Genomic DNA, 20,053 nt, shown 5'->3' on the forward strand with positions numbered 1-20,053 from the left:
TTGCCCCCGGGGCAGGGGCGCCGCATCTGCCGAAGCGGTGTGCAGCGGTATACAAAACGCACTTTTCACAGGCGAAACCGGCGTCACTCGGTTGACCCGGCCGGGAGGCGGCGATATTGCTCGCTCAGCCGGAACCTGCGCGACACTCGGTCGCGTCACAAGGGAGCCAACCAGTGCACGACATGCTGCGTGAATATCTTCCCATCCTCATCTTCCTTGCATTGGCCATCGTGCTCGGGCTTGTCCTGGTCCTCGCCGCGGTCGTGCTGGCCGTGCGCAACCCGGACCCGGAAAAGGTCTCGGCTTACGAATGCGGTTTCAACGCCTTCGACGATGCGCGCATGAAGTTCGACGTGCGCTTCTACCTCGTCTCGATCCTGTTCATCATCTTCGATCTCGAAGTGGCCTTCCTGTTCCCCTGGGCGGTGGCCTTCGGGTCGCTGAGCATGGTGGGCTTCTGGTCGATGATGGTGTTCCTCGGCGTGCTGACCGTCGGCTTTGCCTATGAATGGAAGAAAGGGGCGCTGGAATGGGCGTGATGACCTCTGCCAATACCGCGGGAGCCGACAAGGAAGCCGCGACCCAGGCCCTGAACAAGGAGCTGCAGGACAAGGGTTTCCTGCTGACCTCGACCGAAGACCTGATCAACTGGGCGCGCAACGGTTCGCTGCACTGGATGACCTTCGGTCTGGCCTGCTGCGCCGTCGAGATGATGCAGGTCTCGATGCCGCGCTATGACCTCGAACGCTTTGGCACCGCGCCGCGCGCCTCGCCGCGCCAGTCCGACGTGATGATCGTCGCGGGCACGCTGACCAACAAGATGGCCCCCGCTCTGCGCAAGGTCTATGACCAGATGCCGGAGCCGCGCTACGTGATCTCGATGGGGTCCTGCGCGAACGGCGGCGGTTACTATCACTACAGCTACTCGGTGGTGCGCGGCTGTGACCGGATCGTGCCGGTCGACATCTACGTGCCGGGCTGCCCGCCCTCGGCCGAGGCGCTGCTCTACGGCATCTTGCAGCTGCAGCGGAAGATCCGCCGCACCGGCACGCTGGTCCGCTGAGGGGAGACGAAGAATGAGCGACGAAGCCCTGAAGGAACTGGCCGCCCACATCGAGCACAAGCGCTCGGCCGACGTGCTGAAGACCGAGATCGCCTTTGGCGAACTGTGCGTCACCGTCACGCCCGGCTCGATCCTCGAGTTCGTGGAATTCCTGCGCGACGATCCGAGCTGCCGCTTCTCGACGCTGATCGAGCTGACCGCCGTCGACTGGCCGGAACGCCCGGCGCGTTTCGACATGGTCTGGCTGTTCCTGTCGATGTGGCGCAACCAGCGCATCCGCGTGAAGGCGGCGCTGCGCGAGGACGAGATGTGCCCCTCGATCGTCGAGGCCTTCCCGAACGCCAACTGGTGCGAGCGCGAAGTGTTCGACATGTATGGCATCCTGTTCTCGGATCACCCGGACCTGCGCCGCATCCTCACCGACTACGGCTTCCGCGGCTATCCGCTGCGCAAGGACTTCCCGACCACGGGCTATGTCGAGGTGCGCTATGACGAGGTGCTGAAGCGCGTCGTCTACGAGCCGGTGAAGCTTGTGCAGGAATATCGGCAATTCGACTTCCTCTCCCCGTGGGAAGGCGCGCATTACATTCTGCCCGGCGACGAGAAGCAGGGCTGATCCTCGCGTCGGGCTCCCGTGGCCCGGCGGACAGGACAAGACAGAGGTTGGACCATGGACGGCGACATCCGGCAGAATTCCTACGATGACGGCTCGCACGATGTGCTGACGGGCGAACAGCGCATCCGCAACTTCAACATCAACTTCGGCCCGCAGCACCCCGCCGCGCACGGCGTGCTGCGCATGGTGCTGGAGCTCGACGGCGAGATCGTCGAGCGCGCGGACCCGCATATCGGGCTGCTGCATCGCGGCACCGAGAAGCTGATGGAAAGCCGCACCTACCTGCAGAACCTGCCCTATTTCGACCGTCTCGACTACGTCGCGCCGATGAACCAGGAACATGCCTGGTGTCTCGCGATCGAGCGGCTGACCGGCACCGAGGTGCCGCGGCGGGCGCAGCTGATCCGCGTTCTCTACTCGGAAATCGGCCGTATCCTGAACCACCTGCTGAACGTCACCACGCAGGCGATGGACGTCGGCGCGCTGACCCCGCCGCTGTGGGGCTTCGAGGAACGCGAGAAGCTGATGATCTTCTACGAGCGGGCCTGCGGTGCGCGGCTCCACTCGAACTACTTCCGGCCGGGTGGCGTCCATCAGGACCTGCCGCCGAAGCTCATCGACGACATCGAGGAGTGGGCGAAGGCGTTCCCGCAGAAGCTCGACGACATCGACGGGCTGCTGACCGAGAACCGGATCTTCAAGCAGCGCAACGTCGACATCGCGATCATCACCGAGAAGGAAATCTCGGACTGGGGCTATACCGGGGTGATGGTGCGCGGCTCGGGCTTTGCCTGGGACCTGCGCCGCAGCCAGCCCTACGAATGCTATGACGAGTTCGACTTCAAGGTCTGCGTCGGCAAGAACGGCGACTGCTATGACCGCTATCTCGTCCGCATGGCCGAGATGCGCGAGTCGACCAAGATCATCCTTCAGGCGATCGCCAAGCTGCGCCTGCCCGAGAACCAGGGCGACGTGCTGGCGCGCGGCAAGATGACCCCGCCGAAGCGCGGCGACATGAAGCGCAACATGGAAAGCCTGATCCACCACTTCAAGCTCTACACCGAGGGCTTCCACGTGCCGGCCGGCGAGGTCTATGCCGCCGTCGAGGCGCCGAAGGGCGAATTCGGCGTCTTCCTGGTGTCGGATGGCACCAACAAACCCTACCGCGCCAAGATCCGCGCCCCGGGCTATTCGCATCTGCAGTCGATGGATGAGATCTCCCGTGGCCACCAACTCGCCGATGTTTCGGCCATCATCGGCACGCTCGATATCGTGTTCGGGGAGGTTGACCGCTAATGCTCCGTCGTCTTCATCACGAGCAGCCCGCTGCGTTTGAGTTCACGCCCGCGAACCTCGCCTGGGCCGAGGCGCAGATCACCAAGTATCCGGTGGGCCGTCAGGCCTCGGCGATCATTCCGCTGCTGTTCCGCGCGCAGGAACAGGAGGGGTGGCTGTCGAAACCGGCGATCGAATATGTCGCGGACATGCTGGGCATGCCCTATATCCGCGCGCTCGAGGTTGCGACCTTCTACTTCATGTTCCAGCTCGCTCCGGTGGGCTCGGTCGCCCATATCCAGGTCTGCGGCACCACCTCGTGCATGATCTGCGGCGCCGAGGACCTGATCAGGGTCTGCAAGGAAAAGATCGCGCCGCATGCCTTTGAACTGTCGAAGGACGGCAAGTTCAGCTGGGAAGAGGTCGAGTGCCTCGGCGCCTGCGCGAACGCGCCGATGGCGGCGATCGGCAAGGACTATTACGAGGATCTCAGCGAAGAGAGCCTCGCGAAGCTGATCGACACCATGGCCGCCGGCCAGACCCCGCGCCCCGGCTCGCAGACCGGCCGGTTCTCGTCGGAACGGGCGGGCGAGCAGGTCGCGCTGCTGGACAGCAAGGGCGAGCGCGAAGAGTTCAACGCCACCGTGGGCCTTGCGGTCGCGATCGGCGACACGATCAAGCGCATCGACGGCACCGAAGTGGCGCTGCGCGCGCCGTGGCAGATGTCGGGCCAGCGCGCGCCGATCGGCATGATGGGCACCGAGCGGCCGAAGTCGGCCGTGCAGCAGGTGGCCGCGGAGAAGGCGGCGAAGGCCGCGACGGAGTGAGACCCGGGGCCTGCAGGGGCCCGGGAGACGGCGCAAGGGCCGGAAGGAGACGATGAGCGGGTTCGAGGCGGGCTGCAGGATCAGGGCATGGACATGGGGCGCGATCACGGGCCTCGTCACCGGTCTTCTCGTCCAGCCGGCCCACGGACCCGGCGCAGCGCTCTTTCTCGGCCTGATCGCCTTCCTGCTTGCGGGGGCGGTCTTCGTCTGGGGCTTTTGCGACGGGCTCGACCGACGCTTCGCCCTGCCGCCGGCGGCGCTCGAACGGGCGCGGGCCGCGGCCGAGAGGAAGACGGCGGACGGGGAGGGGATCGCTCCTCCCGCTGCCGCGACGGGCAAGGACCGCTGAGGCTTCGGCCCGCGGCGACAAGGGATTTCGCGCCGGTTCGGGCGCAACGGGGGCCGGGTGACCGGTGGCCGTGCAACTGAGGGAAGTGACATGCTGAAAGATCAGGACCGGATCTTTACCAACCTTTACGGGATGCACGACCGCTCCCTGAAAGGCGCGATGATGCGCGGCCACTGGGACGGCACGGCGAACATCCTGGCCAATGGCCGCGACTGGATCATCGAGCAGGTGAAGGCCTCGGGCCTGCGCGGGCGCGGTGGTGCGGGCTTCCCGACCGGGCTGAAATGGTCCTTCATGCCGAAGCAGTCGGACGGCCGCCCCTCGTTCCTCGTCATCAACGCCGACGAATCCGAACCCGCGACCTGCAAGGACCGCGAGATCATGCGCCACGATCCGCACACGCTGATCGAAGGGGCGCTGATCGCCGGTTTCGCCATGGGCGCGAGCGCCGCCTATATCTACATCCGCGGCGAATACATCCGCGAGAAGGAAGCGCTGCAGCAGGCGATCGACGAATGCTACGAGGCGGGGCTGATCGGCAAGAACGCCTGCAAGTCGGGCTTCGATTATGACGTCTACCTGCACCACGGCGCCGGCGCCTATATCTGCGGCGAGGAAACCGCGCTCCTTGAAAGCCTCGAAGGCAAGAAGGGGATGCCGCGGATGAAGCCGCCGTTCCCGGCTGGCTCGGGCCTTTACGGCTGCCCGACGACGGTGAACAACGTGGAATCGATCGCCGTCGTGCCGACCATCCTGCGCCGCGGCGCGGACTGGTATGCCTCGTTCGGGCGTCCGAACAACACCGGCGTCAAGCTCTTCGCCATGTCGGGCCACGTCAACACCCCCTGCGTCATCGAGGAATCGATGTCGATCTCGATGAAGGAACTGATCGAGAAGCATGGCGGTGGCGTGCGCGGCGGCTGGAAGAACCTGAAGGCGGTCATCCCGGGCGGCGCCTCGTGCCCCGTCCTGCCGGCGGCGCTGTGCGAAGACGCGATCATGGATTACGACGGGATGCGTGAGCTGAAGTCGTCCTTCGGCACCGCCTGCATGATCGTGATGGATCAGCAGACCGACATCATCAAGGCGATCTGGCGTCTGGCGAAGTTCTTCAAGCACGAGAGCTGCGGCCAGTGCACGCCCTGCCGCGAAGGCACCGGCTGGATGATGCGCGTGATGGATCGTCTGGTGACCGGCGAAGCCGAGATCGAGGAAATCGACATGCTCTTCAACGTGACGAAGCAGGTCGAGGGCCACACCATCTGTGCGCTTGGCGACGCGGCCGCCTGGCCGATCCAGGGCCTGATCCGGCACTACCGGGAAGAGATCGAGGACCGGATCAAGGCCCGCAAGACCGGCCGCATGGGCGCGATGGCGGCGGAATGATGATGCGTGCGCCGGCCCTCATGTTCGCTGCGATGCTCGCGACTGCCACTCCGGCTTTCGCGGTGACCGATGTGTTGACGGTGGATTTCGGGTTTTTCCCGCAAGGCACGACCTGCAAGATCTTCAACACCACGGGCAAGGTGACGATGCGGACCGGACGCGAGATCGAGTTCAAGATCAAGGGTGATACGGCAAAGGTCGCCTTCCGCTGCAGCCAGCCCGACGGACGGACCTTCGAGGTCAACGCGGGCGCGCTTCTGCCTCAGGGCGACCACAGGCGGGTGTCGATGCAGATCAATCAGGACGACCACGCTCATGTGCTTTGGGACGATGGCGGTCTGCGCAAATCGATTGTCCCGGGCATTCTGGTGTGGAGGTGACTGCGGCGATGACGATCGGGCGGGGCATGGAGCGGATGATGTGCATCGCGGCGCTGGCAGCGCTCGCGGGGTGCGTCGCGCCGGCGCCCAAGACGTCGGAACCGGGGCCGCTGGGGCTTGCCGGCTATACGGCGCTGAAGGGGCAGGGTGGGGAGCTGATCGTGAAGCGCGCGGGTACGCCCTTCACCAACTCCGACGGGGCCGAGGCGAAACGCGCGGCCAATTCCTTCTGTGGCGCGAACGGGGCCGTCACCGGCACCGAGGACAATTTCCGGGATGGCGCCTGGATCTTCCCGGGGGGCTGCGCATGACGGCCCCGACCACCATTCAACGCGCGGGCCTCCGCGCCCGAGCCAAGTGACGGATCAGACACATGTCGAATACGCGCAAAATCATCATCGACGGCCATGAGGTCGAGGTTGATCCGAACCTGACGATCATCCAGGCCTGCGAGCAGGCCGGCATCGAGGTGCCGCGCTTCTGCTATCACGAGCGGCTCTCGATCGCGGGCAACTGCCGCATGTGCCTCGTCGAAGTCGTCGGCGGCCCGCCGAAGCCCACCGCGTCGTGCGCGATGCAGGTCAAGGATCTGCGCCCGGGCCCGAATGGCGAGCCCTCGGTGATCAAGACCAACTCGCCGATGGTGAAGAAGGCGCGTGAAGGGGTGATGGAGTTCCTGCTCATCAACCACCCGCTCGACTGCCCGATCTGCGACCAGGGCGGCGAATGCGATCTGCAAGACCAGGCAATGGCTTACGGGGTGGACTTCAGCCGCTATCGCGAGGCGAAGCGCGCCTCCGAAGACCTGAACCTCGGGCCGCTGGTGAAGACCTGCATGACCCGCTGCATCAGCTGCACCCGCTGCGTGCGCTTCACCACCGAAGTGGCCGGCATCACCCAGATGGGCCAGACCGGGCGCGGCGAGGACAGCGAGATCACCAGCTATCTGAACCTGACGCTCGACAGCAACATGCAGGGCAACATCATCGACCTGTGCCCGGTCGGTGCGCTGACCTCGAAGCCCTATGCCTTCACCGCCCGCCCGTGGGAGCTGACGAAGACGGAATCGATCGACGTGATGGACGCGCTCGGCTCGAACATCCGCGTCGACACCAAGGGCCGCGAAGTGATGCGCATCCTGCCGCGCAACAACGACGCGGTGAACGAGGAATGGATCTCGGACAAGACCCGCTTCATCTGGGACGGTCTGCGCCGGCAGCGGCTTGACACGCCCTACATCCGCGAGGGCGGCAAGCTGCGCAAGGCAAGCTGGGGCGAGGCGCTTTCCGCTGCCGCCGCGGCGATGACCGGCAAGAAGGTGCTCGGCCTCGTGGGCGATCTCGCCCCGGTCGAGGCGGCCTTCGCGCTCAAGCAGCTGGTCGAGGGCCTTGGCGGTTCGGTCGAGTGCCGCACCGACGGCGCGCGCCTGCCGGTGGGCAATCGCTCGGCCTATGTCGGCAATGCCGCGATCGCGGATATCGACAGCGCCAAGCAGATCGTGCTGATCGGCACCAACCCGCGCGACGAGGCGCCGGTGCTGAACGCGCGCATCCGCAAGGCCTGGTCGCATGGCACCGTGGTCTCGCTGATCGGGCCGGCGGTCGATCTGACCTATGACTACACCGCGCTCGGCACCGACCGCGCGGCGCTGGCGAAGGCGGTGGCCGAGGCCACCCCGGTCGAGGGCGCGCTGGTGATCGTGGGGCAGGGCGCCGTCTCGGAAGCCGATGGCGAGGCGGTGATCGCACATGCGATGGCGCTCGCCGAGAAGCTTGGCGGCAAGTACATGATGCTGCACACCGCGGCCGGTCGCGTCGGCGCGATGGACGTGGGCGCGGTGACCGAGGGCGGGCTTCTGGCCGCGGTCGAGGGCGTGGAGGTGATCTACAACCTCGGCGCCGACGAGGTGGAAATCACCCCGCGCTCGGAAGGCGGCCCCTTCGTGATCTATCAGGGCAGCCACGGCGACCGCGGCGCGAACCGGGCGGACATCATCCTGCCGGGCGCCGCCTACACCGAGGAAAACGGCCTCTTCGTCAACACCGAAGGCCGGCCGCAGCTCGCCTTCCGCGCGGGCTTCGCGCCCGGCGAGGCGAAGGAAAACTGGGCGATCCTGCGCGCGCTGTCGGCCGAGCTGGGCCGCACGCAGCCGTGGAATTCGCTGGCCGGTCTGCGCAAGGCGCTGATCGCGGCGGTGCCGCATCTCGCCCAGATCGACGCGGTGCCGGAAAACGGCTGGACCCCGGTCACGCTGCGCGACATGGGCGCCGCCACCTTCCGCCCGGCGATCCATGACTTCTACTTCACCAACCCGATCGCGCGGGCCTCGGTGGTGATGGCCGAATGCTCGGCCCTTGCCAAGACGCGCGCGGCCGGTCCGGCGCTTGCGGCGGAGTGACACGAATGGCGCGGCTTTCCACCCTTGCGCGCGTCGCCCCCGGCCTTCTGGCCGGGCTGGCGGCCTGTGCGCCGGCGGAAGGGGCCGCGCCCTCGAAGATCGTCTACGAGGGGGTCGAGACCCGTCTCCTCGAAGGCGATCTGGTCGATTTTCGCGTCGCGCTGCGCGGGGCGAAGGACGATACGGCGGTGGTCGATTATGCCACCTGTGCGGCGGCGCAATATGCGCTGATCCGCGGCTACGGCTTCGCGCGGCACATCCGCACGAAGATCGACCATGAAAACGGAACTTGGCAGGCGGATGCGGTCTATCTGATCTCCGCCGCTCTGCCCCGCGGACTGAAGACGATCGACGCTCAGGTGACGGTCGGCGACTGCGCGGATCAAGGTATACCGACGGTTTGAAAGACAAGGCGGTCTGAGGGACAAAATGGCTGAGTTTCTTGCAACACCTTTTGGCACTTTCCTGCTCATCCTCGGGCAGTGCCTTCTGGTCACGGTCTGCATCCTCGTGGCGCTGGCCTTTCTGATGTATGCCGACCGGAAGGTCTGGGCGGCGGTGCAGATCCGTCGCGGTCCGAACGTGGTGGGCCCCTTCGGCCTGCTGCAGAGCTTCGCCGACTTCCTGAAGTATATCGTGAAGGAAATCGTCGTGCCGGCGGGCGCCGACAAGGCGGTCTACTTCATCGCCCCGATGCTGAGCTTCATCCTGCCGGTGATCGCCTGGGCGGTGATCCCGTTCAACACCGGCTGGGTGATCTCGGACATCAACGTCGCGATCCTCTACATCTTCGCGGTCTCGTCGCTTGAAGTGTACGGCGTGATCATGGGGGGCTGGGCGTCGAACTCGAAATACCCGTTCCTCGGCTCGCTGCGCTCGGCCGCGCAGATGATCTCCTACGAGGTCTCGCTCGGCCTGATCATCATCGGCGTGATCATCTCGACCGGCTCGATGAACTTCGGCGCGATCGTCGAGGCGCAGAAGACCAGCTATGGCATCTTCGGCTGGTACTGGCTGCCGCACCTGCCGATGGTGGCGCTGTTCTTCATCTCGGCGCTGGCCGAGACCAACCGTCCGCCCTTCGACCTTCCCGAAGCTGAATCGGAACTCGTTGCCGGTTATCAGGTCGAATACAGCTCGACGCCGTTCCTGCTGTTCATGATCGGCGAGCTGATGGCGGTGGTGCTGATGTGCGCGCTCGTCTCGCTGCTGTTCCTCGGCGGCTGGCTCAGCCCGATCCCCGGCCTGCCCGACGGCGTGCTGTGGCTGGTGGGCAAGATGCTTCTGTGCTTCTTCATCTTCGCGATGGTGAAGGCGATCGTGCCGCGCTACCGCTACGACCAGCTGATGCGGATCGGCTGGAAGGTGTTCCTGCCGATGTCGCTCGCCTGGGTGGTGATCGTGGCATTCCTGGCGAAATATGAGGTCCTCGGCGCCTTCTGGGCCCGCTGGACGATGGGGGGCTGATCCATGGCTTTCGATTACGCACGCGCGGCCAAATACTTCCTGCTGTTCGACTTCTTCAAGGGTTTCGGCCTTGGCATGAAGTACTTCGTGGCGCCCAAGCCCACGATCAACTACCCGCACGAGAAGGGGCCGATCAGCCCGCGCTTCCGCGGCGAGCATGCGCTGCGCCGCTATCCGAACGGGGAAGAGCGCTGCATCGCCTGCAAACTGTGCGAGGCGATCTGCCCCGCCCAGGCGATCACCATCGATGCCGAACCGCGCGAGGACGGCTCGCGCCGCACCACGCGCTACGACATCGACATGACGAAATGCATCTACTGCGGCTTCTGCCAGGAAGCCTGCCCGGTCGATGCGATCGTCGAGGGGCCGAACTTCGAATTCGCCACCGAGACCCGCGAGGAGCTGTTCTACGACAAGGCGAAGCTTCTCGATAACGGCGCCCGCTGGGAATCCGAGATCGCCCGCAACATCGAGCTGGATGCGCCCTACAGATGACCGAGGAATTCTCGAAACTGTTCTCGGCGATGATGGAGCAGGGGGCCGAGATGGCCCGCCTGTTCAACCCGGCTTTGGAAAGTTTCAATCCCGTCGCCTTCGAAAAGCTCATCCCCACCATGTCGAAGGACATGATGGAGATGTGGTTCGGCAAGACCTTCAACCGCGAGGGGCTGGACGCGCGCACGCGCCTTCTGGTGACGATCGCGGCGCTCACCGTGCTGGGCGCGCAGGCAGATGCACAGCTTCGGCTGGCCATCCGTCACGCGATGGAGGCGGGCGCCTCGCAGCGGGAGATCGCCGAGGTGATCTTCCAGATGAGCATGTTCGGCGGCGTTCCCGCCATGACCCGGGCGCTGGAGATCGCGCGTTCGGTGTTTGACGAAAAATCGGGGGAAAACACATGACGGTGTTTGCATTCTACCTCTTCGCCGTGGTCGCGGTGGTCGCGGGCCTGATGGTGGTCCTGTCCAAGAACCCCGTGCATTCGGTGCTCTGGCTGATCCTGACCTTCCTCTCGGCCTCGGGGCTGTTCGTGCTTCTGGGCGCGGAATTCGTCGCGATGCTGCTGATCATCGTCTATGTCGGCGCGGTCGCGGTGCTCTTCCTCTTCGTGGTGATGATGCTCGACGTCGACTTCGCCGCGCTGAAGGGCGAGCTGGTGCGCTACATGCCGCTCGGCCTGCTGATGGGCGTGATCATGCTGCTGATGCTGGGCATGGGCTTCGGCGCCTGGCAGTCGGCCGACGGCGCGCAGGCGCTGCATGCGGCGCCCACCCCCGAGGGCGTGCAGAACACCGAGGCGCTCGGGCTGCTGATCTATGACAAGTATATCTACCTCTTCCAGGCGGCGGGTCTGATCCTGCTCGTGGCGATGATCGGGGCGATCCTGCTGACGCTGCGCCACCGCACCGACATCAAGCGGCAGAACGTGCTCGCGCAGATGCACCGCGATCCGGCGAAGTCGCTCGAGCTGGTGGATGTGAAACCGGGGCAGGGGCTGTGATGAGCTGCTGCGACGAACGAAACGGGCAAGGGAAAACGGGGCGCGGGCTCCGGAGGGACAGCGATGATCGGACTTGAACATTATCTGGGCGTGGCGGCAGCGCTGTTCGTCACCGGGATCTTCGGGATCTTCGTGAACCGCAAGAACGTCATCGTCATCCTGATGTCGATCGAACTGATGCTGCTTGCGGTGAACATCAACCTCGTCGCCTTCTCGTCCTTCTCGGGCGATCTGGTGGGGCAGGTCTTCACGATGTTCGTGCTGACCGTGGCCGCCGCCGAGGCGGCGATCGGCCTCGCGATCCTCGTGGTCTTCTTCCGCAACCGCGGCTCGATCGCCGTGGAAGACGTCAACGTGATGAAGGGGTAAGTGCTCATGGAAACGATCATTCTTCTGGCACCCCTTCTGGGGGCGGTCGTCGGCGGCTTCGGCTGGCGGCTGATCGGCGAGAAGGGGGCGATGGCACTGACCACGGGCCTCCTGTTCCTCGCCTGCGCGCTGAGCTGGGCCACCTTCCTCGGCTTCGACGGTGTCACCCGCCACATCCACCTGTTCGACTTCATCCGCTCGGGCGTGCTCGATGTCAGCTGGGGCATCCGGCTCGACCGGCTGACCGCGATCATGCTGATCGTCGTCACCACGGTCTCGGCGCTGGTGCACCTCTACAGCTGGGGCTACATGGCGCATGACCCGGCCTGGGGCCATGACGAGGCCTACAAGGCGCGCTTCTTCGCCTATCTGTCGCTCTTCACCTTCACCATGCTGTCGCTGGTGACGGCGGACAGCCTGGTGCAGATGTTCTTCGGCTGGGAAGGCGTGGGTCTCGCGTCCTACCTGCTGATCGGCTTCTACTACAAGAAGCCCTCGGCCGGCGCCGCGGCGATCAAGGCCTTCGTGGTCAACCGCGTCGGCGACTTCGGCTTCCTGCTCGGCATGTTCGCGATCTTCTACCTGACCGGCACGCTGAAGTTCGACGAGGTCTTCGCGGCCGCGCCGACGCTGGCGCAGGAGAACCTGCATTTCCTGTGGCGCGACTGGAACGCGGCGAACCTGATCGGGTTCCTGCTGTTCATCGGTGCCATGGGCAAATCGGCGCAGTTGTTCCTGCACACCTGGCTGCCGGACGCGATGGAAGGCCCGACCCCGGTGTCGGCGCTGATCCACGCCGCGACGATGGTGACCGCGGGCGTGTTCCTCGTGTCGCGGATGTCGCCGCTTTACGAATTCGCGCCGCAGGCGAAGATGTTCATTGTCTACATCGGTGCCACCACCGCCTTCTTTGCGGCGACCGTGGGCCTCGTTCAGAACGACATCAAGCGCGTCATCGCCTATTCGACCTGTTCGCAGCTCGGCTACATGTTCGTGGCGGCTGGCGTCGGCATCTACTCGGCGGCGATGTTCCACCTGCTGACGCACGCCTTCTTCAAGGCGATGCTGTTCCTCGGCGCGGGCTCGGTGATCCATGCGATGCACCACGAGCAGGACATGCGCAACTACGGGGCGCTGCGCAAGAAGATCCCCTTCACCTACTGGATCATGGTGATCGGCACCCTCGCCATCACCGGCGTCGGCGTGCCGCTGACCTCGATCGGCTTCGCGGGCTTCCTGTCGAAGGACGCGATCATCGAGAGCGCCTTCGGGTCCGGCTCGGGCTATGCCTTCTGGATGCTGGTGATCGCCGCGGGCTTCACCTCGTTCTACTCGTGGCGTCTGATCTTCATGACCTTCTTCGGCAAGGAGAAGGGCGATCACCACACCCACGAGCACGCGCATGAAAGCCCGATGGTGATGCTGGTGCCGCTTGGCGTGCTGGCGGTCGGTGCGATCTTCGCCGGCATGGTCTGGTACAACAGCTTCTTCGGCAATCACGACAAGATGCTCGCCTTCTTCGGGATGCCGCAGCACGAGGCGCAGATGGCCGAAGCCGGGACCGAGGCGATGCCGGAAGGCGTTGCGACCGAGGCGCCGGCGGCCGAGGGCCATGCCGTTGCCGCGACCGAAGGTCATGCGGTGGCCGAGGGCCACGCGCCGCAGGGTGCGCTCTACATGAGCGAGGAGAGCACCAAGGTGATGGAAGACGCCCATGCGGCGCCGACCTGGGCCAAGGTCTCGCCCTTCATCGCGATGCTGATCGGTCTGACGCTGTCGTGGCTGTTCTACATCGTCAACCCGGCGCTGCCGGCGAAACTCGCCAAGGCGCAGCCGGTGCTCTACCGCTTCCTGCTGAACAAGTGGTACTTCGACGAGCTCTACAACTTCCTCTTCATCCGTCCCGCCAAGTGGCTCGGCGCCTTCTTCTGGAAGAAGGGTGACGGCGCCACCATCGACGGGGCGATCAACGGGATCGCGCTCGGCATCGTGCCGGCGCTGACCCGCCTCGCCGGCCGCGTGCAGTCCGGCTATCTTTTCCACTACGCCTTCGCCATGGTCATCGGCATCGTGGTGCTCATGTTCTGGGTCGTCCTGACCGGGGGGTCTCACTAATGGAAAACCTTCTTTCCATCATCACGTTCACTCCCCTGGTATCGGCGGCGATCCTCGCACTGGTGCTGAAGGGCGGAACGCCTGCGGCGGACCGCAATGCGAAATGGGCGGCGCTGCTGATCACCTCGGCGACCTTCCTGATCTCGCTGTTCCTGCTTGGCGGCTTTGACGCCTCCAACACCGGCTTCCAGTTCGTCGAAGACCGCGACTGGATCATGGGCCTGAAGTACAAGATGGGCGTCGACGGGATCTCGATCCTGTTCGTGCTGCTCACCACCTTTATGATGCCGCTGACCATCGCCTCGGCTTGGCACGTCGAGAAGCGGGTCAAGGAATACATGATCGCCTTCCTCGCGCTCGAGGGGCTGATGATCGGCGTGTTCACCGCGCTCGATCTGGTGCTGTTCTACCTGTTCTTCGAAGCCTCGCTGATCCCGATGTTCCTGATTATCGGCATCTGGGGCGGGCCGAACCGGATCTACGCGACCTTCAAGTTCTTCCTCTACACCTTCCTCGGCTCGGTGCTGATGCTGGTGGCGATGGTCGCGATGTACATGGACGCGGGCACCACCGACATCGTCACGCTGCTGACCCACAAGTTCCCGACCGACAGCTTCTCGGTGCTTGGCTTCCATGTCGTGGGCGGCATGCAGACGCTGCTGTTCCTCGCCTTCTTCGCCTCCTTCGCGGTGAAGATGCCGATGTGGCCGGTGCACACCTGGCTGCCCGACGCGCACGTTCAGGCGCCGACGGCGGGCTCGGTGATCCTGGCTGCGGTGATGCTGAAGATGGGCGGCTATGGCTTCCTGCGCTTCTCGCTGCCGATGTTCCCGGTGGGCGCCGATCTGCTGACGCCGCTTGTCTTCTGGATGTCGGCGATCGCCATCGTCTACACCTCGCTCGTCGCGCTGGCACAATCCGACATGAAGAAGTTGATCGCCTATTCGTCGGTGGCGCACATGGGCTATGTCACCATGGGCATCTTCGCGGCGAACCAGCAGGGCGTCGACGGCGCGATCTTCCAGATGCTGAGCCACGGCTTCGTCTCGGGCGCGCTGTTCCTTGCGGTCGGCGTGATCTATGACCGGATGCACACCCGCGAGATCGACGCCTATGGCGGGCTTGCGGTGCGGATGCCGCGCTATGCGCTGGTCTTCATGTTCTTCACCATGGCCAACATCGGCCTGCCGGGCACCTCGGGCTTCATCGGTGAATTCCTCACCATGATCGGCACCTTCCAGGTCAACACCTGGGTGGCGCTGGTGGCGGCCACGGGCGTGATCCTCTCGGCCTCCTACGCGCTGTGGCTCTACCGCCGCGTCGTCTTCGGCGAGCTGATCAAGGAAAGCCTGAAGACGATCCAGGACATGAGCACCCGCGAGAAGGCGATCTTCGCACCGCTGATCGCCGCGACGCTGATCCTCGGCTTCTGCCCGAACCTGATCCTTGACATCATCGGGCCTTCGGTGGCCCAGCTGATCCAGAACTATCACGCCAGCCTGCCCGCCGATCTCGCGGCGCTCGCCGGTCACTGAGGGAGAAAAAACGATGACTTCTGCGGATTTCTCCACGGTCCTGCCGGAGTTCCTGCTGGCCGTCTACGCGATGGCGGCGCTGCTCTTCGGCGTCTGGACCGGCAAGGACAAGGTGGGCCCCGCGATCCTTTGGGCGACGGTGGCGGTGCTGCTGGTGATCGGCTTCTGGATCGGGGTCGGCGGTTCGGGGGCGCGTGACGCCTTCGGCGGGCTCTTCCTCGACGATCCCTTCGCGCGCTTCTCGAAGGTCGCGATCCTGTTCTCGGCCGCTGCCATCCTCGCGATGAGCGCCGATTACCTCGTGCGCCGCGGCCTGCTGCGCTTCGAGTTCCCGATCCTCGTCGTCCTCGCCACCATCGGCATGATGATGATGGTCTCGGCGGGCGATCTGATGTCGCTCTATCTCGGCCTCGAGCTGATGTCGCTGTCGCTCTATGTCGTCGCCGCGCTGCGTCGCGACTCCGAGCGCTCGTCGGAAGCCGGTCTGAAATACTTCGTGCTGGGCTCGCTCAGCTCGGGTCTGCTGCTCTATGGCGCCTCGCTGACCTACGGCTTTGCCGGCACCACTAATTTCGCCGGGATCATCTCGGTGGTCGAGGCCGGTCACCTGCCGCTCGGCGTGCTGTTCGGCATGGTGTTCATGATCGCGGGGCTCGCCTTCAAGGTCTCGGCGGTGCCGTTCCACATGTGGACGCCCGACGTCTACGAAGGCTCGCCGACGCCGGTCACCGCCTTCTTCGCCACCGCGCCGAAGATGGCCGCGATGGCGCTGATCGCGCGGCTTGTCTATGACGCCTTCGGCCATGTGCCGAGCGACTGGGGCCAGGTGCTCGCGATCGTCGCCGTGGCCTCGATGTTCCTCGGCGCCGTCGCCGGGATCGGCCAGAAGAACATCAAGCGCCTGATGGCCTATTCCTCGATCACCCACATGGGCTTTGCGCTGATGGGCGTGCTGGCCGGGACCGAGGCGGGTGTCAGCGCGACGCTGATCTACATGTCGATCTACATCGCGATGAACATCGGCGTCTTCTCCTTCATCCTGGCGATGGAGCGCGACGGCCAGCCGGTGACCGACATCTCGGCGCTGAACATGCTGTCGAAGGCCGAGCCGCTGAAGGCGCTGGCGCTTCTGGTGCTGTTCTTCTCGCTGGCCGGTGTGCCGCCGATGCTTGGCTTCTTCGCCAAGTTCGCGGTGATCAAGGCGGCGCTCTTCGCGGGCTACACCTGGGTTGCGGTGCTGGGCGTCGTCGCCTCGGTGATCGCGGCCTTCTACTACCTGCGCATCGTCTACTACATGTACTTCGGCACCGAGACCGAGGCGCTCGACAGCCGGATGCCGGCGGTGCAATGGGTGCTGCTGATGGCCTCGGCGCTGGTGATGGTCGCGGGGGCGATGAACCTCTTCGGTCTCGAGGGCGCCGCACAGGCGGCGGCAGCGGCACTTGTCCACTGATCGCACCGAATGGCCTGAGGGCGTGGCGCGCCACGTCCTCGGCCGGGTGGACAGCACCATGTCCGAAGCGGCCCGGCTGGCCCCGCATCTTGCGGGGCCTGCGTGGATTCTGGCCCTCGACCAGACCGGCGGCCGCGGCCGGCGCGGCCGGCCCTGGCGGATGCCTGCGGGCAATTTCGCCGCGACCTACGTCTTTCATCCGCAGGTGAGCCCGCAGCAGGCGGCGCTTTACTCCTTCGTCGCGGCGCTGGCGCTCGAAGAGGCGCTGTCGCGTGTCGCCGGACCGCATGCGCGGCTGTCGATCAAGTGGCCGAACGATGTGCTGCTGAATGGCGGCAAGATCGCGGGGATCCTGCTCGAAAGCCTGGGGCAGGGCGGGCGGATCAGCCAGCTTGCCATCGGCATCGGCGTGAACCTCGCCGAGGCCCCCGATCCGGGCACGCTCGAGGCCGGCGCGATGGCGCCGGTGAGCCTGCGGGCCGAAACGGGCCTGGTGATCGCGCCCGAGGAGTTCCTGACCCCTCTGGCTGTTGCCTTCGACCGGCTGGCGCGGCAATTCGCGACCCAAGGCTTCGCGCCGATCCGCGCCGCCTGGCTTGCCCGCGCCGCGCGTCTTGGCGAGCGGCTTGTCGCGCGCACCGGAACCGAGACGCATGAGGGCGTCTTCGAGACGATCGACGAGACCGGCGCGATGATCCTGCGCACGGCGGGCGGGCCGATGGCGATTTCCGCCGCCGAGATTTTCTTCTGAAGGGGGGAGTGATGCTTCTCTGCATCGACTGCGGCAACACCAACACGGTGTTCTCGATCTGGGATGGCGAGGCCTTCGTCTCGACCTGGCGCATCGCCACCGATCACCGCCGCACCGCCGACGAGTATTTCGTCTGGCTCAACACGCTGAAGAAGCTGCACGACATCGACGGCAAGGTGACCGAGGCGATCATCTCCTCGACCGTGCCGCGGGTGGTGTTCAACCTGCGCGTCCTGTGCAGCCGCTATTACGACTGCCGGCCGCTCGTCGTCGGCAAGCCGGGCTGCGAGCTGCCGGTGGCGCCGCGTGTCGATCCGGGCACCACGGTCGGGCCCGACCGGCTGGTCAACACCGTCGCGGGCTATGACCGGCACGGCGGCAATCTGGTCGTCGTAGATTTCGGCACCGCGACCACCTTCGACGTGGTCGATGACGACGGCGCCTATATCGGCGGGGTGATCGCGCCCGGTGTGAACCTCAGCCTCGAGGCGCTGCACATGGCGGCCGCGGCGCTGCCGCATGTCGACATCACCCACCCCGAGCGGGTGATCGGCACGAACACGGTTGCCTGTATCCAGTCGGGCATCTACTGGGGCTATATCGGCCTTGTCGAGGGCATCGTGCGGCAGATCCGGGCCGAGCGCGACCGCCCGATGCGGGTGATCGCCACCGGCGGTCTTGCCTCGCTCTTCGATCAGGGCTTCGATCTCTTTGACAAGGTCGAGGATGACCTTACCATGCACGGGCTGCGGCTCATCAACGATTACAACAAGGGGCTTGGCGCGTGAGTGACCGTCTGATCTATCTTCCCATCGGTGGCGCCGGCGAGATCGGCATGAACACCTATGTCTACGGCTACGGGCCCGAGGGGAAGGAGCGGCTGATCGTCATCGACCTCGGCGTGACCTTCCCGGACATGGACAGCACCCCCGGGGTCGACGTGATCATGGCCGACAGTGCCTGGCTCGAACAGAACGCGGCGCGGATCGAGGCGATCTTCATCACCCACGCGCACGAGGACCACATCGGCGCGCTGCCGCATCTGTGGCCGCGGCTGAAGAAGACGATGTATGCGCGCAAGTTCACCGCCCGCATCGGCGCGCTGAAGATGGAAGAGGCGGGGCTGCCGAGCGATGTGCTGAAGGTCGTCGAGCCGCGCCCGCAGGTGATCGAGGCCGGCCCCTTCAAGGTGCAGTTCGTGCCGCTGAGCCATTCGATCCCGGAAAGCTCGGCGCTGATCATCGACACGCCCGCGGGGCGGATCGTGCACACCGGCGACTTCAAGCTCGACGGCTCGCCCGTCGTCGGCGAACCCTTCGACCCGATGGTCTGGCACGAGATCGCGCATGAGGGGCAGGGGGTGAAGGTGCTGGTCTGCGATTCGACCAACGTCTTCTCGCCCTCGCCGGGGCGGTCGGAAGCGACGCTGGTCGAGCCGCTGCGCGAGATGATCGCGGCGCAGAAGGGGATGGTCGTCGCCACCACCTTCGCCTCGAACGTGGCGCGTCTGAAGACGCTCGCCGAGGCCGGCAAGGCCGCGGGGCGCTCGGTCTGCCTGCTCGGCCGCGCGATGAAGCGGATGGTCAGCGCCGCCGAGGAGACCGGCGTGCTGATCGGCATGCCCGGCACGATCTCGGCCGAGGATGCGGTCGAGGTCGGGCGCGACAACCTGATGCTGATCGTCACCGGCAGCCAGGGCGAGCGGCGCGCGGCGACGGCACAGCTCAGCCGCGGCAAGTATCTGGGGCTCGAGATGAAATCGGGCGACAGCTTCCTGTTCTCGTCGCGCGTGATCCCGGGCAACGAGCGCGGCGTGATCCGCATCATCAACGCCTTCTCCGAGATGGGCGTCGACGTGATCGAGGATCACGACGGTCGCTATCACGTCTCGGGCCATGCGAACCGCCCCGATCTCGAGGCGGTGCATGACCTGCTGCGGCCGCAGATCCTGATCCCGATGCACGGCGAGCACCGTCACCTGCGCGAACATGCGAAGCTCGGCACGGCGAAGGGGATCGCCTCGGAAGTGGCGACGAACGGCATGATGATCGACCTGACCGGCCCGGCGCCGAAGGTGGTCGAGTATATCGAGACCGGGCGGATCTATCTGGACGGGTCTGTGCTGATCGGCGCGATGGACGGGGTGATCCGCGACCGCATCCGGATGGCGCTGAACGGCCATGTGCTGATCACCGTGATCGTCGACGAAGACGACGCGCCGCTCGGCGATGCCTGGGTCGAGCTGATGGGCCTGTCGGAAACCGGCCGCAACGGCGCCGATCTGGTCGAGCGGCTGGAGGACGAGCTGGCCGAGTTCCTCGAGCGCGCCTCGGCCAAGGTGGTGGCGAGCGACGACAAGATGGACGAGGCGCTGCGCCGCATCGTGCGTCAGGTGACGATGGAAGAGATCGGCAAGAAGCCCGAGGTGACGGTGGTCGTCTCGCGGCTGATGGCGGAGTGAGGCGGGGGGAGTCGCCCCGTCTTGGACTATGAAATCGGTCCTTCCGGCCGCTTCAGGGCGAGCGGAGGGACCATGGCTCGGAGCGCATTGTCCGCTCGATGTGCCCC

22 protein-coding genes are annotated in these 20,053 nt (G+C 65.5%); all 22 read left to right on the top strand.

Annotation, left to right across the window (positions count from 1 at the left end; genetic code table 11):
- Nucleotides 1-173 precede the first annotated feature (173 nt).
- The 22 genes from EOW65_RS00385 to EOW65_RS00490 all read left to right on the top strand — a co-directional run bounded on the left by EOW65_RS00385 (nt 174) and on the right by EOW65_RS00490 (nt 19,946).
- Nucleotides 174-539, top strand: a complete 366-nt coding sequence (locus EOW65_RS00385) for an NADH-quinone oxidoreductase subunit A (protein ID WP_113901030.1) — start codon at nt 174-176, stop codon at nt 537-539.
- Entirely contained in the window at nt 530-1,063 is a 534-nt protein-coding gene (locus tag EOW65_RS00390) for a NuoB/complex I 20 kDa subunit family protein (protein WP_183077450.1), read from the top strand. Before EOW65_RS00385 ends, EOW65_RS00390 begins: the two co-directional genes overlap by 10 nt.
- A gap of 13 nt (nt 1,064-1,076) precedes the next feature.
- Nucleotides 1,077-1,679, top strand: a complete 603-nt coding sequence (locus tag EOW65_RS00395) for an NADH-quinone oxidoreductase subunit C (protein ID WP_128147053.1) — start codon at nt 1,077-1,079, stop codon at nt 1,677-1,679.
- 54 nt (nt 1,680-1,733) lie between these two features.
- Complete coding sequence (locus EOW65_RS00400; RefSeq protein WP_128147054.1) at nt 1,734-2,975, top strand: NADH-quinone oxidoreductase subunit D; 1,242 nt, start codon at nt 1,734-1,736, stop codon at nt 2,973-2,975.
- The gene (gene nuoE, locus EOW65_RS00405) at nt 2,975-3,781 is read left to right on the top strand and encodes an NADH-quinone oxidoreductase subunit NuoE (protein WP_128147055.1); all 807 of its coding nucleotides are present in this window, start codon (nt 2,975-2,977) and stop codon (nt 3,779-3,781) included. Before EOW65_RS00400 ends, nuoE begins: the two co-directional genes overlap by 1 nt.
- A 52-nt stretch (nt 3,782-3,833) precedes the next feature.
- Entirely contained in the window at nt 3,834-4,130 is a 297-nt protein-coding gene (locus EOW65_RS00410) for a hypothetical protein (RefSeq protein ID WP_113901026.1), read from the top strand.
- A gap of 90 nt (nt 4,131-4,220) precedes the next feature.
- Entirely contained in the window at nt 4,221-5,516 is a 1,296-nt protein-coding gene (gene nuoF, locus EOW65_RS00415) for an NADH-quinone oxidoreductase subunit NuoF (RefSeq protein WP_128147056.1), read from the top strand.
- A gap of 20 nt (nt 5,517-5,536) precedes the next feature.
- Complete coding sequence (locus EOW65_RS00420) at nt 5,537-5,896, top strand: hypothetical protein (RefSeq protein ID WP_164879944.1); 360 nt, start codon at nt 5,537-5,539, stop codon at nt 5,894-5,896.
- Nucleotides 5,897-5,904: 8 nt separating this feature from the next.
- A complete protein-coding gene (locus EOW65_RS00425) occupies nt 5,905-6,207 on the top strand; it encodes a hypothetical protein (protein ID WP_128147058.1) in 303 nt (100 codons plus the stop codon).
- A 62-nt stretch (nt 6,208-6,269) separates the two neighbouring features.
- A complete protein-coding gene (gene nuoG / locus EOW65_RS00430; protein ID WP_128147059.1) occupies nt 6,270-8,294 on the top strand; it encodes an NADH-quinone oxidoreductase subunit NuoG in 2,025 nt (674 codons plus the stop codon).
- A gap of 5 nt (nt 8,295-8,299) precedes the next feature.
- Nucleotides 8,300-8,698 (top strand): hypothetical protein, encoded by a 399-nt coding sequence (locus EOW65_RS00435; RefSeq protein WP_121531351.1) that lies wholly within the window; start codon nt 8,300-8,302, stop codon nt 8,696-8,698.
- A gap of 25 nt (nt 8,699-8,723) precedes the next feature.
- Nucleotides 8,724-9,761 (top strand): NADH-quinone oxidoreductase subunit NuoH, encoded by a 1,038-nt coding sequence (nuoH, locus tag EOW65_RS00440; RefSeq protein ID WP_113901020.1) that lies wholly within the window; start codon nt 8,724-8,726, stop codon nt 9,759-9,761.
- 3 nt (nt 9,762-9,764) lie between these two features.
- Nucleotides 9,765-10,256 (top strand): NADH-quinone oxidoreductase subunit NuoI, encoded by a 492-nt coding sequence (gene nuoI, locus EOW65_RS00445; protein WP_128147060.1) that lies wholly within the window; start codon nt 9,765-9,767, stop codon nt 10,254-10,256.
- Nucleotides 10,253-10,663 carry a carboxymuconolactone decarboxylase family protein gene (locus EOW65_RS00450; protein ID WP_113901018.1) on the top strand — a complete coding sequence of 137 codons (411 nt, stop codon included), beginning with the start codon at nt 10,253-10,255 and terminating at the stop codon, nt 10,661-10,663. Before nuoI ends, EOW65_RS00450 begins: the two co-directional genes overlap by 4 nt.
- The gene (locus EOW65_RS00455; RefSeq protein WP_128147061.1) at nt 10,660-11,262 is read left to right on the top strand and encodes an NADH-quinone oxidoreductase subunit J; all 603 of its coding nucleotides are present in this window, start codon (nt 10,660-10,662) and stop codon (nt 11,260-11,262) included. The genes EOW65_RS00450 and EOW65_RS00455 overlap by 4 nt, the downstream gene beginning before the upstream one ends.
- A gap of 63 nt (nt 11,263-11,325) precedes the next feature.
- On the top strand, nt 11,326-11,631 hold the full coding sequence (gene nuoK / locus EOW65_RS00460; RefSeq protein ID WP_121531345.1) for an NADH-quinone oxidoreductase subunit NuoK: 306 nt from the start codon (nt 11,326-11,328) through the stop codon (nt 11,629-11,631).
- Between the two features lie 6 nt (nt 11,632-11,637).
- A complete protein-coding gene (nuoL, locus tag EOW65_RS00465) occupies nt 11,638-13,746 on the top strand; it encodes an NADH-quinone oxidoreductase subunit L (protein WP_128147062.1) in 2,109 nt (702 codons plus the stop codon).
- On the top strand, nt 13,746-15,281 hold the full coding sequence (locus EOW65_RS00470) for an NADH-quinone oxidoreductase subunit M (protein WP_128147063.1): 1,536 nt from the start codon (nt 13,746-13,748) through the stop codon (nt 15,279-15,281). Before nuoL ends, EOW65_RS00470 begins: the two co-directional genes overlap by 1 nt.
- A 13-nt stretch (nt 15,282-15,294) precedes the next feature.
- The gene (gene nuoN / locus EOW65_RS00475; protein WP_128147064.1) at nt 15,295-16,734 is read left to right on the top strand and encodes an NADH-quinone oxidoreductase subunit NuoN; all 1,440 of its coding nucleotides are present in this window, start codon (nt 15,295-15,297) and stop codon (nt 16,732-16,734) included.
- Nucleotides 16,724-17,485 carry a biotin--[acetyl-CoA-carboxylase] ligase gene (locus tag EOW65_RS00480; RefSeq protein ID WP_394342717.1) on the top strand — a complete coding sequence of 254 codons (762 nt, stop codon included), beginning with the start codon at nt 16,724-16,726 and terminating at the stop codon, nt 17,483-17,485. Before nuoN ends, EOW65_RS00480 begins: the two co-directional genes overlap by 11 nt.
- A gap of 11 nt (nt 17,486-17,496) precedes the next feature.
- Nucleotides 17,497-18,273: a type III pantothenate kinase gene (locus tag EOW65_RS00485; RefSeq protein WP_128147065.1), complete on the top strand. Its 777-nt coding sequence runs from the start codon at nt 17,497-17,499 to the stop codon at nt 18,271-18,273.
- 47 nt (nt 18,274-18,320) lie between these two features.
- Nucleotides 18,321-19,946, top strand: coding sequence for a ribonuclease J (locus EOW65_RS00490; protein WP_128147240.1), 1,626 nt, complete (start codon nt 18,321-18,323; stop codon nt 19,944-19,946).
- The last annotated feature ends 107 nt before the right edge of the window (nt 19,947-20,053 follow it).

Origin of the sequence: Paenirhodobacter ferrireducens (assembly GCF_004022265.1) — a bacterium.
Taxonomy (GTDB): Bacteria; Pseudomonadota; Alphaproteobacteria; order Rhodobacterales; family Rhodobacteraceae; genus Rhodobacter; species Rhodobacter ferrireducens.